The organism is Clostridioides sp. ZZV15-6383 (genome assembly GCF_020657735.1).
Lineage (GTDB): Bacteria > Bacillota > Clostridia > Peptostreptococcales > Peptostreptococcaceae > Clostridioides > Clostridioides difficile_D.
Genome location: NZ_JAGWCV010000064.1, coordinates 1 through 17,104 on the forward strand (window position 1 = coordinate 1; position 17,104 = coordinate 17,104).

The window sequence follows — 17,104 nt, forward strand, 5'->3', positions numbered from 1 at the left end:
CAGATACATAAAGTTAATATCTCTTTTGCATGCTTTCTCTATTTCTCTTGAAGAATAAATACAGTTCATGTTTGCATATATTATAATTTTCAAAAGTTGTCTAGGGGTTACTCTATTTCCTCTAATTCGAGAATAAGTCTTATATAGTTTTTCTAAGTTCATCTCCTCAATAATTTGACTTAATAACCTTACAGAATCATCTTTTGGAATCATATAATCAATATTTAGTGGTAATTTAAATTGATAATTATCACCATAAATAGTATAATCAAGTTGTATAATGTTTTGTTTTGACATACAATTATTATACAAGAATCCCAGGCTCTTTTGAACTTGGGATTTATTTTTTTTATACAAAAAAGGGCGTAGCACTATTTTCTAGTGCGACAGCCCCTCTAATTTATCTTTAATCTTTGTTATGTCTGTTTCAACTCTTTCAAGTCTGCTGTTATTAGTATTTAATGCTTCAGCAAATTTATCTAATTTATCATCAAACTTATCTATTGTATTACCAAATAAAGTTCTCTGTTCTTTAATTTCTCTTGAAAAATAAGCTCTTTCCTTTTTTCTATCATCTTGTTCTAGTTGTCTATTCTTTTCTAAATATTTTCCAAGCCATATCATCAATAAAGTTAATAATATAGCTGTAAATCCATACTGGCTTAATAGCTCAATTATTTCCTTTGATAACATCTACTTATCCTTTCTGTTTTGTACTTGTATTTGATTTATTCCTATAGATGCACCCCAACATAAAATACCTTCAAAGACAGCTTCTATTGACAGCTCTTTCATAAATAAACAACTGCTTATCATTGCTATAACTAACAATATAAAAGGTATGTATTTATTTTTAATATTAGATTCTTTTATAAATGTTCCTAATATGTAAAGCCCACCTATTAACATTATCAAATTTTGAGGGATAAATTGCATTATATCCATATGATTTCCTCCTATCCAAGAATTTCATTTAATTCTTTTACTTTAGTTTTTATTTGTTCTAATTTTACAGCATGGTTTTCTACCTTCATTGAGCTTATCTTATTACATATATTTATTATGTTTTGACCATAATTCACATCTGGACACCATTTGCCTGATAAACTTTCAACTGTTTTAGCCTCTCCATGTAGATATGAAAAATGTCTAGGGTCTAATGTAGTTCCATTTACTTTATATTCAGTTTTACCAACTAATTCACTGTATTTTGGATAACCTTTAGCTCCAGCATATAAAGCTAGATGGTCTATAAATGCTGATACTCCATCCTCCCAACAATTAAATCTTGTATGAGCTGTTGGGTCTAAATCTCCTCCACCTTTATTTCCTTTAAGACCACACACATTGCAATAAGAAGGATTTAAAACTCTACCAAAATTAAAATATCCAGTTTCTATAAATGTTTGAGCAATTGCAATAACTGGATTTACACCTTTTTTCTCTGCTTCTTTATATATAATTGGTACTATAGCTCTACATAAATAATGTGGTGGATTAGAGTTATTTTTTAATGTGTCTAAATACGAAAAGACTTGTTCTAATGTAGCTGTTGATTTATCTAATATATTCAATTCATTACCTCCTACTTGCCTATAAAATCTAACACTTTATGAAGTGTAGCCCATCTATCATCACCTTGTAACTTAGTGAATCTCTCGCTAGTTTTAATTTTACTGGATGCTCCACCAATCACATATAGGTTTTCACAATGTCCAGGAACATAATTTTTCAACTCACATACAAAGACTTCATTAGTCTTATAATTCATGGCCATTAATTGGGCTATAACTTTATCTACCTCACCCTCATAAACTATTGCATATTTCACTTTGTTCTCTTGTGGTTTACCAGCTACAGACTTATTAAATATTCCTTCATAAATATCTATGGCCATATCTTTAGCATTATATTTTTTAGTGTCAGATGTGTCTACAAAACAGCACTCAACTAAAATTGACTTTGCCTTCGTTCTTCTTAAAAATGCTAGAGTTTTCTTTTCTTTAACTCCACGATTTTTAAAATCTTTATCACCTTTTGCATGATAAGTTTCAGTTATTTTTTTACATATTCTTGATGCTATTTCAACAGTTTCTTTGTCATTTAAATTATATACTAAAACTTCTACACCTCGACCACCACCTGAGTTAAAATGGATACTTACATTTAAATCTGTATTATATGAATTACATTTAGCTATAATTTTATTCAATATGTCACTTTGAGAAGTTCCATTATTACATGTAGTATCATAAACTTTACATTCTTTTTGGGCTAAAGGTATTAACTCTTTTAGTACATTTCTTGCTTCTGTAGATTCTTTTATATTCCCTACTGCTCCAGAACCTATTCTACCATCTGGGTTGTGTCCTGCATGGGCAGTTAATGTTTTTATATTCAAAATTACCACTCCTTTTAATTAAAAAGAGAATTGAAATTAATCAATCCTCTAAAATTGACATAAAAAAAGAACCTTCTTAAATAATTGGCTCTACTGGTATTTCTTCTTTATTCAATAAATTTGTTAACTCTGTATATTCATTTTCCTTTATTCTGTTCATAGCATAGAATACATCTAATTTAGTTTGTAACTCTTCTTTAGTAATAAAATTCTTTTGTTCAATCATTCTTTTTAAAATATTATACATGTTGTTCCCTCCATTTTTTATAATTTTATAACACATTATTTGTGTTAAGTTCTAACATAGCAATTCTATAAGCATTATCTACTAATAAACTATCTTGCTGTTTTTGATTTTCTATTAAAATTGTAATTTTATCCGCATTTATTTTTTCGGGTGTTGGTTGTGGTTTAGGTGGATTATTTTGTAACTCTAACCATTCATCGTAAACCTCTTTCCCTGTTTTAATCTCTCCATTTTTTATTGCTGGAGTAAATAACTGTTTATCATCTGTAACAAAGTAATTATCTATGTTATCTAAGTCATTTTCAAAACCATATTCTATTAAAATATCTTTTTTTTCTTTTAAATTTAACATACATTTCTTCCTTTCTTATTCAATAAAATAAGTTCCATAACTATATATATCTTCATTGCTTCCTAATTGCGTAATTTGAAGGTATCCATTTGCAAAATTAAAATACACAAAGCCTTGAACTAATTGATTATTCTGGGTTGTAAATATTGGAAAAACATAGAAAGTCTTAGGTGTAAATCCATCAGGAAGCTTCAATAATGCAGTACTATCTGTAATTATTCCACCAGTTATACGCATATGAAAACTAACTTGATTTCCATTTTTACTTATTATAAACCCATCATTGTCTGAAACAGTTCTCTTCCATCCATTCAATAATTTGTTAGATAAATCTATAATTCTAGAGTTAGACTGAATATGACTTATATTTGCTATACTACTTCTTATAGCTTCTATATGACTACCTAAATTTTGTGTACTTTCAAAACTTATGTTTGGTATAACAGTATCTGAGTTACAAATAAATTTAGTTTGATTATCATATTGTTCTAAGTTTAATGTTGTAAGTTCAATTTCTTGTGGTTTTGCAAGTTGATATATAATAGTTATTGGATTATTTTTTATCCATTCACTAAACCCATTTCCATCTTGTGTAGAAAGTTTACTTTTCAATATTCTAAATGCTATATCGCCACCACCAGTAGTTGAACATCCTTCTGTGTCATTACTATTGAAATCATTTCTACTTTTTCCATTTAAATTATCACATAGAACATATGCTGTGTCTAAACTAGCTACAACGGCTTGAGGAATTAATGTTCCCATGAATAGCAGAGTATTATCATATACATGTGATAAATTAAGATTTCCAATATCAGTATAAGTATGTTCCTCACATCTTTTTATTAAGTAATATTTATTATTCTTATAAACTATCTCATCTTTTGTACCATTTGGTAAACTTCTAAGAGTATATGGAATAGTCTTTTTATTAAATTTATTACCTTCAAATAATATGGCCTTACCATTTATTAAATTATCTCTATGTAATGTCACTTTAATAAAATGTGCATTACTAGGTGTTTTTTCAACCCAATATCTCCAACTTGAATTTTTTGTTAATTGGAAATATCGTTCTGGAGAAGATATACCTTGTATAAAATTTTTATTTGAATCATAATATTGTCTATTACCATTCAATCCATAAAATACATATTCTGTATTTTCCTTTATTGCTATAAATTCTTCACAAGCATAATGTTTATCATCAGTATCCAAATACTCTCCACTAATACTATTATATTTACCTTTGGTGTAAATATAATCTGATTTTATTAAATTTGGTGTATTTATTTCGGTTGATAATATTTCAATTTTATCTCCTTGACCAACACTTTGTATTCCATTGAAATAACCTATATTAGTATTAGTATAATCACCTTCTAGTATAGTAATATTTAAACTTACTTCACATCCTGTTGTGGATGTCTTGTTGTTTATAATACTCCTTAATACTATATTACAATTGGATAAGTCGTTTAGTGTTGTAAAACTATATTTAAACTTTCCTATATTTCCTCCGTTTATTGTACAGTTTGTTGTAGGATTTCCAAATATAGATTTTTCTTCTCCAATACTATGTACATATATTCCACTTGTTTCTGGTAATGTATTTTTATAAACATTTACTATTACAGTATATAATGTGTTTGGTTTATACATAGAATAGTTTGTTGTAAAAAAGTTATGATACATTACTCCATCTTCTGTTGTTATATTTATTTTATTATCTGAAAAAGTTGTTTTCCATAAAGAAAAATCTGAGATATTATTACCCCATAAATTAACTAGTGTTTTTCCTTCTACATTAAAATTAGTTAGATAACCTTTCTTACTATTTTCTATTGTATATTCGCCTGTGTTAGTAGTACATTTTATATTTTCAACTTCTTTTAAATTTTCTATATCGCTTTGCTTATCTACTAATTCATTCACTGAATTTACAAGACTTGTTTTATCTGTCGTATTAAGCAGAATTGTATTTCCTATTTTAGTATTTAACTCTGTTTTAGCAGTTTCTATATTTGTATTAACTTTTCCAATTTCACTATTAGTGTCACTAGGTACATTTTTTAATTTTTTTACTACATCTTCATTTAACAATTAATCACCTTCTTTTTTATTTAGAGAGCTACAAAGATAGCTCTCTATTTTAATCACAAAAAAAAGAACTATTAAAGTTCTATGATAATGAAATCTCTAGTGCTTCACACATTTTTCTTACCTCTTCTCTATATTTCATAGGTACTTGGTTAATTGTTTTTAAACCTCTCTCTATTAATCCTACATAAATTGCTGCCATACTACTTCCTCCTTCATTTAATTTTATATTTTTTAATGACATAGTAGATGTCTGTTGACTACTTAATACCATTTCGCATATTTCAGCAGTTGCTAACATTAAATCTGTTATGTCATTATCTTGCGTTTTTTGACTTGTATTTAAATTATTTAAATCCTTTTTTTGTTTGAGCTTTTCAATTTTTTCTTCATTTATATTTAACATTTAATCACCTCTTTAAAGTGCTTCAACATCTAAATTAAATAACATAGATGGTTTTTTAATAGTTGTATTAGTATTTCCTTTTTCTACTATTACTTTAGGTTGTGCAGATTGTATATTCATATCTTTTAATTCATATATCTCCTTATATCCATTCTCAGTTTTTCTTGTCTCTATTTTAACCATATCTTTAAATGTATCTGACTCATTTATTTTTAATTGTACTTTTAATTTATTTATTAAATAATAAATTGGATTATTAGAATTTAAATTCTCTAACAAGCCTTTATCTAAGGTAAGTACTACATCTTGTGCGTTATCAACTATACTAGATACGTTGTAAGTATTCCCATTGATTAATACAGTTGAATCTTTTACTATAGTAGCTCCAGTCTCTTTTTTATAAATATAAACACTTATATATAAGTTATTTCCAATGTCAGAATGTGCTTTAAATACAATCTTATTTTCTCCAAGAATCAAATTCTCTGGATTAATTTCAAAAGTAATTGTTCCTGTAGATAAATCTTCTATTATATTTGTACTGACATTATTTATAAACATCTCTATTTTTGTCAATTCATTATTTGGATTTTGCAAATCTATTTCAATAGATGAATATGACTTATTCTTTATTTCCAAACAAGTTTTCTCTGAATCTACTTTTGATATTATATATAATGTCTCATCTTTTATTAAAGCATCCACTATATCATTAACGTCTCTTGGAATATATATTTGTGAAAAAGTATATAGCATAGAACCAATCTCTACATCTTCAATTTTATATGCTTCCTTGTTTACTCCTGTGATATGCAAAGTCTTATCATTTTTTATAGCAAATATATGTTTATCATCATAAGATTTTATATCTTTTACATTTTCTAATACTTTAGTAAATAATTTTATAATTGTATTTTTTGTACTCTCATTTAGTCCTAAGATTCCATTTATATTATATCCTTGTACATATAATTGACCCTCTGTTGTTATAGCTAATACATAATTACTATAAACATATATTTTTTTTACATTAGAAATAGTTAGTATTTCTTGCAGTTCACTAACTTCGTCATTATGCCCTATTCCAAGTTGATATTCTGAGTTTTTACCAACAGAAAATAATGTACCATCATCTTTTAAGAAGTACGTAAAATTATCACCACAAGCAACATCTATTATATTTGTTAAGTTAATTTTTATAAATTCAGAAGTTGTTGTTAACTCAGATTTATTTATAGCAAGTTCTCCAAATTGATTTGAACCACAACCATAAACATCTCCATTTTCTAACATCAAAATTGAATGAGTTGAGGATAAAGACATCTTTTTTATATTTCCAAAAGGCAATGAAGTTGAGTAATTTCCAGCATTTGTGCCAAATGGTATTCTATAATTAAGACTATCATCATTATGTAAAAATGTCTTTTTATTTACTAATAGTCCATAATTATTTCTTACAATAGACATTTCATTAGAAAAACTTAAATCGCTAGGAGTATAACTTGAAGTATTTAGAATTCCACTTTCCTCATGTCCATTAAATAAACCTATTTGACCATTTACAGCATTTCCTTTTCCTTCTAACGTATTATTAGTGTATTGAACTATAAAACCATTATGTTGAGTATATACCTGTTTTACATTGAGGCAATTTCTAACAGGTGTTTTTTGTACAACATCAGAATAATTGCCAATTTGTCCCAATTGTCTACTACCAAATACATATAAGTCATTATTATTATCTATATAATAAGCATTTTTACCATTTGCATATATGTGCTTTATATTACTTGTTAATTTTTTTAATACTACAGTACCAGATTCATCAAAACCTATACCATCATCAGCATTTCCTCCAGAATATAAATCTCCATTTTCAAGTAAAACAAAAATAGTGTTTACTCCTAGAGCGACCTCTTTTACATTACTATTAAAGCCTACATCCTTATATCCTTCAATATATCCTGATGAATTATTATATGAAGTATTAACACCTAAACCTCCTAATGAGTTATATCCTGTGACAAATATTCTATTTTTCATTGTAATTACAGTTTTGCCTTCTTCCAACATTAAATTTGATATAGTTGATGGATCTGTTAATCCTTCAATATTTATTTTAGTTAAGCTAGTCAAAGTTGAATTTGCATTTAAACCTAAGTAATCTCTATTTCCACAACCCATTAAAGAAGTTATATTATCATTCTCCAATAATATAATAAAAACATATTTTCCACATAATATATCCTTTATTGTTCCAGAAATATTTACCTTAGTGAAGCTATTCCTATTAATAGTATTTCCTAAGCCTAATTGACCATAGCCATTTGAACCAGTTGAAAATAATTTATTATCATAGGTTAGAATGTAAGAAGATTTGTAACATGTTATTACTTTTTTTACATTATCAATAGGAACTTTAGTAAAAGTACTCCTATTAATATTATCCCCTAAGCCTAATTGCCCCGAGTCATTTGCACCAATTGAATAGACTTGATTATTATTTGTAAGAATAAATAAACAATCATTTGATGGAATAAATTCTTTTATATTATCTATAGGAAGTTTTATAAATTCAGACTTAGCTTTAATTGTACTTAACTTGTTACCATTATTAGAACCACATACATACCCTTCACCATTGTTTAATAAGATATATAAAGCTTGTCTATCACTTTTAATTTCTTTTATATTTGATATAATATATTTTTTAGAAAATTGTTTTGATATATTTACAAAACCATCATGTCTGACATTATAAGGTTTTTTTATTCCAAAACAACCATAAGAATTAGCTCCAGAGCAATATATGTTCCCAAAATAATCTTTAATTACTATCCTTGATTCATTAGCATATATTACTTGTGAATTATACGCCCAAAAAGCATTTGATAATACATGTTTTTGAATATTAGAATAATAACTACTATCTCCTCTTTGTCCACTTGAATTTCTACCTATTATTTCAAATTTAGATGCTAATCTTGTTTTCTCTTTTGTATATATAAAGTTACCTTCTCCAAGATAATGATTGTAATAAGGAGCAGAAGATGATATTAATAATCTTAAACTTAAATTTTTATCTTGGGATGGAGCTCCAAAAGTCGAAGGTCTCCCTGTGAATTTTATTTCCTTATATCCTCCATTACTGGCATCCATTAGTAAACATAAGTTATAGTCAGAAACCAGAACCTTTGATAATTTAGGTTCATCTATTATAAATGCTACTTTATTTATATTTTCGTTTTTATTTATTACAAACTCTCCAAATCTTGAATAATCATTATCCGTTATAGAACTTTTTATATATGTGCTGTAATAATTATGTCTCCCAGAAACAAAATAATAATTACTTGTATTTTTAATTAAACATCCATCTTTAAAAGGGATAATTTCAGCAATATTAGCTACTGATGTTGGTGTTGTGCTTCCTTTATTTGTTATATATTGCATCCTTGAAAAAGTGGTTTGGCTGACAATACTATTAATACTTAATTCACCTAGATTATTACATCCTACTGAATAAGATACTCTATTATTATCTATATAATATGAAGAATTTGCATATACAGCAATTTGAGTTGCATAAGATACAGAATCAATTTTAGTAAAAGTATTTCTATTGATAGTATCTCCCAAACCTAACTGTCCATAAAAATTGTATCCTGTTGAATATAGTTCATTATTAGTTGTCATCAATAATACATGTTCATCACCTAAAGAAATTTTATTAACAGGAGGAACATTTACTTTAGTAAAAACATTTCTATTAACATTATCTCCTAAACCTAACTGCCCACGATTGTTATATCCTGTCGAATACAATGTATTATCACTTAACAATATAAATGTGAAGTATGAACCTTTATTTAAATATATTTCTCTTATAGTAACTCCTTCTTTTAAATCTAATGGAACTCTAGTAAATTCATAACTATGATGATTATGACCTAAACCTAAATGGCCATGAGGGTTGTATCCTGTTGCGTATATTTCATTACCATTCACAACAATAAATGTAGAGATGGCATTTGCTCTCACTAAAGAGATGTTCACAAAATTATTTTCAAGCCCTATATCTAAAACTCTTTCATCATTTTTATTTATTAATAATCTATTATCAATAGACTCAATATGATTACATTCTTCAATATCAAAGTCCTCAAATTTTTCAAATCCAAATATACATTTATCATATCTTTTTAAGTAAGAAAAACTATAAACGTTATATCCTGTCATATACAATTCATTGTTGCTAGTTAATATAAAACTTACAATATAAGCACATTTAATTTTACTTATATTTTTTATACTAATAGAAGATTTTCTAGGAGCATATGTTGGTGTGTCACAACCTATTTTATCCCCTAATGCACCTTCTAGGTTGCTTCCAGTTACATATATATCATTGTTATTAGTTATATAAAATTTATGATATTTACCACTTTCTATATTTTTTACATTAGATATAGATAGTTTTGTTAAGACTGTTACTATAGCTCTTCCACCAACACCAACTTGCCCATTTGAATTATCTCCACAACCATAAACATCTCCATTTTCTAAAAGAAAATTTACAGCACCTTGAGCAGTAGAAATTTTTATCACATTATCTAGATTTACTTTAGTAAAAACATTTCTGCCAACAGTATCATTTAGACCTAACTGCCCATAGGGATTTGCACCTGTTGAATAAATTTCATTATTTAAAGTTAATATATATGAACAACCGACTCCTGCAAATACTTCTTTAACACTCAAATTATCAATTTTAGTAAATGTATTTACAGTAGATGTATTTCCTAGACCTATCCTTCCAGATTGATTATTACCACATACATAGATTTCATTATCATTTGTAACTAACATGGAATATTCATTTCCACAAGCAATTTGTTTTACGTTATCTATATTTACTTTAGTAAAAGTATTTCTATTAATATTATCTCCTAAACCTAACTCACCACTTGTATTTTTGCCAGTCGAATACACAACTCCATCATTTGTAAGTAAAAGTGAGTGAGACATAGAAGATGATACATATTTTACATTATCAATATTAATTTTTGAAAAATATCTTATAAGAGAAGTGGTATTCCCCAATCCTAAACCACCAAAACTGTTTACTCCTGCTGCATACAACTTTAAATCATCTTTAATTATAAACACAGAAGCAGAATTCATATCTGTAAATATATCTTTAACATTAAAAGTATCAAAATTTTTATTAAACTCTTCTATTTTAAATTCTTTATTTCCAAATAAAGAACCTCTTTGTAATAATTTATTCTTTTTCATACAATTCCCCCTATCTCACTTCATAGGAATACTTATTTATTTTTATTTCAGTAGAACCCTTTTGATAAGATTCTTCTGTTTTAGTTTCACTATAGTTGTTTCCTAAGTCATGAATATATCTTATTTTGTTACATAAAAAAGGAACTGTTACATTTTTAAATAATACAGTTCCACTATTTGAAAGTAATTCCAATTGTTGTTTAAATTTATTAAGTTTCAATCCATCTAAATTACTTATGTTTTTAGAATCATATAAGGTATCATACCAATACCCAGCTTCATCTGCTGTAGCTTCCTTATCTAATTCTAATTCAAATAGAATTTTAAGTATTTCCTCAGACATTTTATTATAATTTTCTTTTAATATTTTTAATTGCTCGTTTGTATTTCCACCAGATTCAAGAACTTTAACACTGGCATCTAACTCATTTACTGCCTCTGATATATTTTTAGATACTGTACTTAATTCACTTGAACCAATTTTAGTCTGTATTGAATTTATCCTATCTAAGTTAATAGCTATATTAGTCTTTGCTTCATCAAATTTTGCATCAATTTTAACACTAGAGTAAGTACTATCTAGTGTTGTTATATTATCATTTATTGTAGCTTGTATAACTTCTTTGTTTGTATTTCCATTTACAACCGTTACTTTTACATCTATGTTACTTTCATTGAATATCTCTATTGTATTAGAATCTACTATAGTATAAGAATTAGTCATACTTTTCTTAGTTGCTTCATCTAATATTGCTACAAATATATTTTCTGTAACTAAATTGTGATTAACTATAAGTTTAAAATATTCTCCATTAGTAACCCAATCCGATTCAACATAAGATTTACTAAAAGCTACATTAGTTGCAGCAGAAGTCATTTCTGATATTTTCTCGTTAACTTTCTCAAAGTCATATGTTAATCTATCCTTTAAAGTATCCTTTACATTTCCATCAATAGTTTCCCTAGATTGCATTAACTCGCCTCTAGCATCAAGGCTTTCTAATTCTTCAAACCTATTTTCAAATTCAGTTATTTTATTACTAACAGTTGTTGTCATATCAGTTTTAGCAGTATTTACTTCAACTATTTTGTCATCTACTTCTTTTATCTTTGTATCTAATTTTGTAGTACTTTCATCAATACAATCTTCTACATTAGATATAGCTTGATTTACTTCATCAAGTTTGTAATCAATTTGTTCTTGGTTGTCTGTAAGTTTATCTTCAAATATCTTATCATATAAATCAAAAGTGTCATTAGCTCTAGTATCTAAGTCCTGAAACTTCTTATCTGTTTGAGCTTGGACATCAAGCATTTTGTCATCAACAATATTGTCTATTTCTTCAGATTTAGCATCTATCATTTCATCGAGTTGTAATTGACAGTCAGTAAGTTTGTCATCTACTTGAATTTGCATATTTTGAATGGATTCTTCACGATTGGCTTCTTGATTTTGACGTGTTAACTCATTAAACTCTCTTTCTTCTTCTTGTATGTTTCTTATATCTTCATTGTAAATTCTAATTTGTTCTGCTTTATCTCTTACTTCTTCATTTCCTAAGATAGTTATTTCAAGCTGTTCAACTCTTTTAGTCAACTCTTTATTATTTTTTATAATTTCTTCTGCTTGTGATATTAAGACTAATAAAACTCCATACTCATCTGTACTAGTCAAATCATCATCATTAATCATACCTTCTTCAACACGATAATAAAGATTAGTAGTATTAATAAGAGTATTTCCTTTTACTAGAGAGAGTTGAAATGTATTTATACCAACACTTGCAAGTGCTTGTCGGCTAAGTTCTATCTCTACAACACCATTTGTAGCATCTACAACTTCACATTCACCATTAACTTTTTGTCCATCTGATTTTGTAATGCTAACTAAAACTCTATCATATTCAGATAAATCTATTATTTCATCTTTATTTTTCAATATTGCTTCAATATAAGCTGTTTTAACATCATTTTCATTATAAATAAAATAATCTAGTAATCTTTTGTTTATTCTATAATTACTAAAATCTACTTCTATGGTATGATTCTTTATTTCATAATTTTTCAAAGTATCACATCCTATTGTTCTTTATTTTGTTCTTCTAGTTCTTTTTTCAAGGTCTCAATTTCTTCTTGTTGTTGCATATTAAGTGCCTTATAAAGTATTAGCTCATTATATAAACTTTTTATCTCTTCAAATGCTACAGTATATGCTTTTTGTAAATTTACTTCCATGTTAATGTCCTCCTAAATTATTAATTTTCTCGTTTAATTTATTAACTATCATTTCTAATTCTTCTCTCTTTTGTATTTCTTCTTGAAGTGCAGTTGCCACAACTGTTGTATAACCAGATGGACTAAACATTAATCCATTTTCTTCTCCATAGTCATATAGAAATGTTTTTCCAACATAACTATCTTTAAAATCATTAGCTATAAACCCTATTTGACTATCTGCAATTGTCCTATCTTTTTCTGCTATATAATCAAATGTTGCTGGTTTAAATTCATCTTTTATAAAATCTAAAAATGGTGTTGGAGTGATACTTGAACGAGTTCTATTCTTAATATCTTTTATGTATACTATATTCTCTTTAAACTTTTTATCTGATTCACTCAAAGTAGAACGAGCATATAAATATCTCCATTTATAATCATCACAACCTAAATCAGTTGATGAACGCTCTGGATAAAATGAATATCCTATACCTAAACTATCTCCATTTGTAAATGTAAAAGTAGCTCCTCCACATCTTACAAAAGTATCATCTCTTTCAACAATAAAGTGTTCTTCTCCATCAACATAAATCTCAGCAGTATCATATCCTACCCAAAAATAATTATTACTATCATATTTTAATCTTATAGCTGATGCTTGACTAGAACCATCAGACCTTCTTGCATCTATTGCAAATCCAGACCTGCTACTTCCAAATAATCGAATAATAGGTTCGTGACCACTAGGAGTTGTCAATATATCACATGCTATAGCTCCTTGATTTACTGTTAATCCATTCCTATCTATTTCTACATAATTAGATATATCATTAAAACCAAATTCAATTTTATCGGGTTTAATTCCTATTATTGAACCACTGTTGTTCCTCGTGACCATCATAGTTATATCATCTTTAGTCAATTTAATTTGAGCAGAATTAGTTTTAGTTACACCATCCACTCTAGCTACTTCTAATTTTATTTCTTTAGCTGTAGCGTTTATTTGTGCAAATTCCTCTGATATACTTCCACCCATACCTGTTATATAAATTTTATCTACTGTATTTTTAAGTTCATTTATTTTTAAGTTGTATTGAGCAGTTGCATTTATAGCTAAAATTCTATCTGAAGGTGTAATTATACCATCTGAAATAACTGAATTGATTATAGATTTTAGATTGGTATTTGATGCATCCAATGCTGATTTTGAAGTGTTTATTGCTACCAAGTCTACACCAGTAGTTCTATCAATAAGTTTTTGTAACTCTGTATATAAACTGGCTTTATCTGTATCTAATAAATTAAGTTCAATATCTATCTTTTCTTTTTCTTCATCTGTAATCTCATTATCATTAAAATAATTAGACAGGTTAGAACTAAATGTTCCTAAGTCTGTATTTAACTTAATTATAGCCTTATTTATGTTTTCTCTTAATGTTATATTTTCTTGTGAGCCACCAAAATTTTTAGTTACTTCTTTTACTAATATGTTTACATTTTCAGCTCTCTGGTCTATAAGAGACATATTTTCTTTTATATGAGATGCATCTTCTTGCACTTCTAAAACTGTTTGATGTATTCCATCTATGTCTTTTTCAATAACTACAAATTTTTCATTATGTTTTTCATCAGTTTCATATAATCCCCAAATCTGTTCTTCAGTATTTTTTCTTGAATTTCCATCAAAAGATATATCAAATATTGGTGAGTTTATAGGAACTTCTGTATGTTTTCCATTATCATTTACAACTACTAAAAATTGTGTGTTTCCTTCTGGTAATCTTACATTAGAAACTTTTAATGTTCCTGGATTATCAACATCCCAATATATATATTTTTTATTTGTCTCTGTATCTACTACTTGATAAAGTGTGTTATTATAGGTAACAATTACTCCAGTAATTCTTATCCAGCTATCTGCTGGTGAATTATCCAATATCAATTTACATCAACTCCTTTTGTATATTTTTTTTAGGAATATATTTATCTGGTAGGTTAATTCTTTTCTTCTGTTGCTGAATAAATAAATGTCTTTTAGAGTTCAATGTTCTTGTTGCATGTTCAGCTTTAGTTAAATAATCAGCTATTGTCCTTTTGTCATCTTCTTTTATTTTTTTATTACTTAAAGTTAATTCTAAAGTATCCAATTTCCCATTTTTAAAATTTTGAGTAAAAGATGTAAAATAGACTAATTCTTCTTCTTTAGATTCTTTGCTATGTAACACTATAATATCTCCTAAGCTTAAATCACCCTTCCAATGCTGTCTAAAGTTAATATCTATTATTCTATCTAAGAAGTTTATAACATCCAGAGTCCACTCTTTAGTTGGAATACATTTTAAACTTAATTGTCTCTTACCTTCTGCTATTAAATCTTCAACTTTTAAAAAAGCATCATTTGTATAAGTATCATAATAGAGAAACTCATTTAACTCATCTAATAGAGCCTCATTAAATATTAAATATCCATCCTCATCAGTTGAAGTCTCCCTCTTACAAAGAATATTTATATCTTTTATACTTTCATCTAATTTAGTTATTTCTTCTTCTAAATGTTTTATTTGAACATCTAATATAACCTTTTTATCTTCTAGTTCACTTATCTCTACTGCTATTCTAGCTGAATTTACTTCATCTTTATGTTGTGGATTATCATATGTCTTTTTCATGTCTTTTTTCTTACTTATCAACTCTACTACATGTAACCATTCATTGCTTTTACTATCACGTTCTCTTTGTTTCTTAAGCTTTGTATCTATTAATTCTCTCCAAATTGGCTCTCTTATTTCATTCATTTCTTGATATTTCTTTATAGCTCTACTAAGTTCTTCACTCATTTCTTCATTATCTAAGAAATAAGAATAATTCTCAATGTAATCATATCCTGTAACTGTAGCTCCTATTATATCCATATCTTCACTGCCTTCAAGTTTCAATCTAGTTACTATCTCATCACTATTTGTAGTTCTTTCAAGAGATTTGATATAATTATCATGAGATAAATATAACTGAATATTATCTCCAAAGGAATCTATATGGTACAAATTAATTAAATTATTATAAGTGTCAAAATCAGCTATACACTCAAATTGTTCTTTTAGTTCATTATTGAAATAATCTAACCAATTAGAGTTAATACTTTCTTGCCATCTTACCTTTTCTCTTTTATTACCTTCACTATCAGTTTCATAAGCAATTGAATCATCTACATGACCAAGTTTCCAGCCTGTCTCTTGTTTTAAATAATCATTAAGAGATATAATAGATGCTTCTTCATCTTTGGTAAACATCTGTAATCCATAATCCTCAATATTTACATCAATTTTCCCTAGTTTAACTTCTTTAGATTTAGCTGTTACTACTTTTAACTTATCGTCTGTTGTTACAACATTCTTAATTACAAAGTACTCTTTATCATTAAGACAAATAAGACGTTCTTCTTTAATTTCATTAAATAGAGGATTTATTACTTTAGAGAACTGAAAACGCTCTGTGATATATTTTGGAATAGTAAGTTGTATTTCATCTACTCCACCAAGCTCACGCTTTATATAATTTAGAAAATTGATTGGAATTTGACCTAAAAATGACTTGTTCATCTTGTGAATGGTTAATGTGTAATCAGATTTTATCTGTTTGAGATTCACATTAAAATGCATATTTTATCACCTTCTTTGTATTAGAAAAGCCCATGAATTAAGATGAGCTAAAATATTTTATTAATTGTAAAATTATGGTATAATCTAGTATAGTAAGGAATTTTAAATCGAAAGTGCTAAGAGTGGTTGTTTCTGTATTTAGCCTACTTCTTCAAAGGAAGGAGGTGAGCCTCGCTTTATTTTTTTATAGGGAGGTGAATTTATGGAAACAGTAGTGTTTAATATTTGCCTAAATATTGCAACAAGTTTAATAGCTTGTTACATATATGATAAAGCAAAAAACCACTCAGACGCCAATGAACTGGAACCCTATTTTTGGACAAATTTTTAAACCACTCCAAAAATAGGTTTTTTTATTCTCTTTTTTCAAATATAATAAAATTAAAAACGAGGAAAATATATGAAAAAATATTATTCAGAAGAT

Annotated in this window: 15 protein-coding genes; 1 reads left to right on the forward strand and 14 read right to left on the reverse strand. The window is 27.1% G+C overall.

The window, feature by feature from the left end; genetic code table 11:
• The 14 genes from KGF42_RS16675 to KGF42_RS16740 all read right to left on the reverse strand — a co-directional run.
• The coding region (locus KGF42_RS16675) for a transposase (protein WP_227826727.1) at positions 1–297 on the reverse strand (297 nt) is incomplete at its 3' end.
• Positions 298–378: 81 nt separating this feature from the next.
• Positions 379–693 carry a hypothetical protein gene (locus KGF42_RS16680; protein ID WP_227826728.1) on the reverse strand — a complete coding sequence of 105 codons (315 nt, stop codon included), beginning with the start codon at positions 691–693 and terminating at the stop codon, positions 379–381.
• Complete coding sequence (locus KGF42_RS16685) at positions 694–945, reverse strand: phage holin family protein (protein WP_227826729.1); 252 nt, start codon at positions 943–945, stop codon at positions 694–696.
• An 11-nt stretch (positions 946–956) separates the two neighbouring features.
• Positions 957–1,574 carry a glucosaminidase domain-containing protein gene (locus tag KGF42_RS16690; RefSeq protein ID WP_227826730.1) on the reverse strand — a complete coding sequence of 206 codons (618 nt, stop codon included), beginning with the start codon at positions 1,572–1,574 and terminating at the stop codon, positions 957–959.
• An 11-nt stretch (positions 1,575–1,585) separates the two neighbouring features.
• Positions 1,586–2,401, reverse strand: coding sequence for an N-acetylmuramoyl-L-alanine amidase (locus KGF42_RS16695; RefSeq protein ID WP_227826731.1), 816 nt, complete (start codon positions 2,399–2,401; stop codon positions 1,586–1,588).
• 76 nt (positions 2,402–2,477) lie between these two features.
• Complete coding sequence (locus KGF42_RS16700) at positions 2,478–2,648, reverse strand: hypothetical protein (protein WP_227821926.1); 171 nt, start codon at positions 2,646–2,648, stop codon at positions 2,478–2,480.
• Between the two features lie 25 nt (positions 2,649–2,673).
• Positions 2,674–3,000, reverse strand: a complete 327-nt coding sequence (locus KGF42_RS16705) for a hypothetical protein (protein ID WP_227826732.1) — start codon at positions 2,998–3,000, stop codon at positions 2,674–2,676.
• A gap of 15 nt (positions 3,001–3,015) precedes the next feature.
• Entirely contained in the window at positions 3,016–5,103 is a 2,088-nt protein-coding gene (locus KGF42_RS16710; protein ID WP_227826733.1) for a hypothetical protein, read from the reverse strand.
• Positions 5,104–5,182: 79 nt separating this feature from the next.
• The gene (locus KGF42_RS16715; protein WP_227823294.1) at positions 5,183–5,506 is read right to left on the reverse strand and encodes a CD1375 family protein; all 324 of its coding nucleotides are present in this window, start codon (positions 5,504–5,506) and stop codon (positions 5,183–5,185) included.
• Between the two features lie 12 nt (positions 5,507–5,518).
• Positions 5,519–10,804 (reverse strand): hypothetical protein, encoded by a 5,286-nt coding sequence (locus tag KGF42_RS16720; RefSeq protein ID WP_227823295.1) that lies wholly within the window; start codon positions 10,802–10,804, stop codon positions 5,519–5,521.
• A 10-nt stretch (positions 10,805–10,814) separates the two neighbouring features.
• The gene (locus KGF42_RS16725; protein ID WP_227823296.1) at positions 10,815–12,872 is read right to left on the reverse strand and encodes a BppU family phage baseplate upper protein; all 2,058 of its coding nucleotides are present in this window, start codon (positions 12,870–12,872) and stop codon (positions 10,815–10,817) included.
• Between the two features lie 11 nt (positions 12,873–12,883).
• Positions 12,884–13,039 carry a hypothetical protein gene (locus KGF42_RS16730; RefSeq protein WP_227826734.1) on the reverse strand — a complete coding sequence of 52 codons (156 nt, stop codon included), beginning with the start codon at positions 13,037–13,039 and terminating at the stop codon, positions 12,884–12,886.
• 1 nt (position 13,040) lies between these two features.
• Entirely contained in the window at positions 13,041–14,963 is a 1,923-nt protein-coding gene (locus KGF42_RS16735) for a tail fiber domain-containing protein (RefSeq protein ID WP_227826735.1), read from the reverse strand.
• A gap of 1 nt (position 14,964) precedes the next feature.
• Positions 14,965–16,680, reverse strand: a complete 1,716-nt coding sequence (locus KGF42_RS16740) for a phage tail protein (protein WP_227826736.1) — start codon at positions 16,678–16,680, stop codon at positions 14,965–14,967.
• Positions 16,681–16,882: 202 nt separating this feature from the next.
• Between KGF42_RS16740 and KGF42_RS19935 the strand changes: the two genes are divergently transcribed.
• Positions 16,883–17,011 (forward strand): hypothetical protein, encoded by a 129-nt coding sequence (locus KGF42_RS19935; RefSeq protein WP_255650989.1) that lies wholly within the window; start codon positions 16,883–16,885, stop codon positions 17,009–17,011.
• Positions 17,012–17,104: the final 93 nt, after the last annotated feature.

What these genes read in the sequence shown, in the direction of transcription:
- KGF42_RS16680 (WP_227826728.1), bottom strand. Translation starts at nt 693, where the DNA reads ATGTTATCAAAGGAAATAATTGAGCTATTAAGCCAGTATGGATTTACA.
- KGF42_RS16685 (WP_227826729.1), bottom strand. Translation starts at nt 945, where the DNA reads ATGGATATAATGCAATTTATCCCTCAAAATTTGATAATGTTAATAGGT.
- KGF42_RS16700 (WP_227821926.1), bottom strand. Translation starts at nt 2,648, where the DNA reads ATGTATAATATTTTAAAAAGAATGATTGAACAAAAGAATTTTATTACT.
- KGF42_RS16705 (WP_227826732.1), bottom strand. Translation starts at nt 3,000, where the DNA reads ATGTTAAATTTAAAAGAAAAAAAAGATATTTTAATAGAATATGGTTTT.
- KGF42_RS16715 (WP_227823294.1), bottom strand. Translation starts at nt 5,506, where the DNA reads ATGTTAAATATAAATGAAGAAAAAATTGAAAAGCTCAAACAAAAAAAG.
- KGF42_RS16720 (WP_227823295.1), bottom strand. Translation starts at nt 10,804, where the DNA reads ATGAAAAAGAATAAATTATTACAAAGAGGTTCTTTATTTGGAAATAAA.
- KGF42_RS16730 (WP_227826734.1), bottom strand. Translation starts at nt 13,039, where the DNA reads ATGGAAGTAAATTTACAAAAAGCATATACTGTAGCATTTGAAGAGATA.
- KGF42_RS16740 (WP_227826736.1), bottom strand. Translation starts at nt 16,680, where the DNA reads ATGCATTTTAATGTGAATCTCAAACAGATAAAATCTGATTACACATTA.
- KGF42_RS19935 (WP_255650989.1), top strand. Translation starts at nt 16,883, where the DNA reads ATGGAAACAGTAGTGTTTAATATTTGCCTAAATATTGCAACAAGTTTA.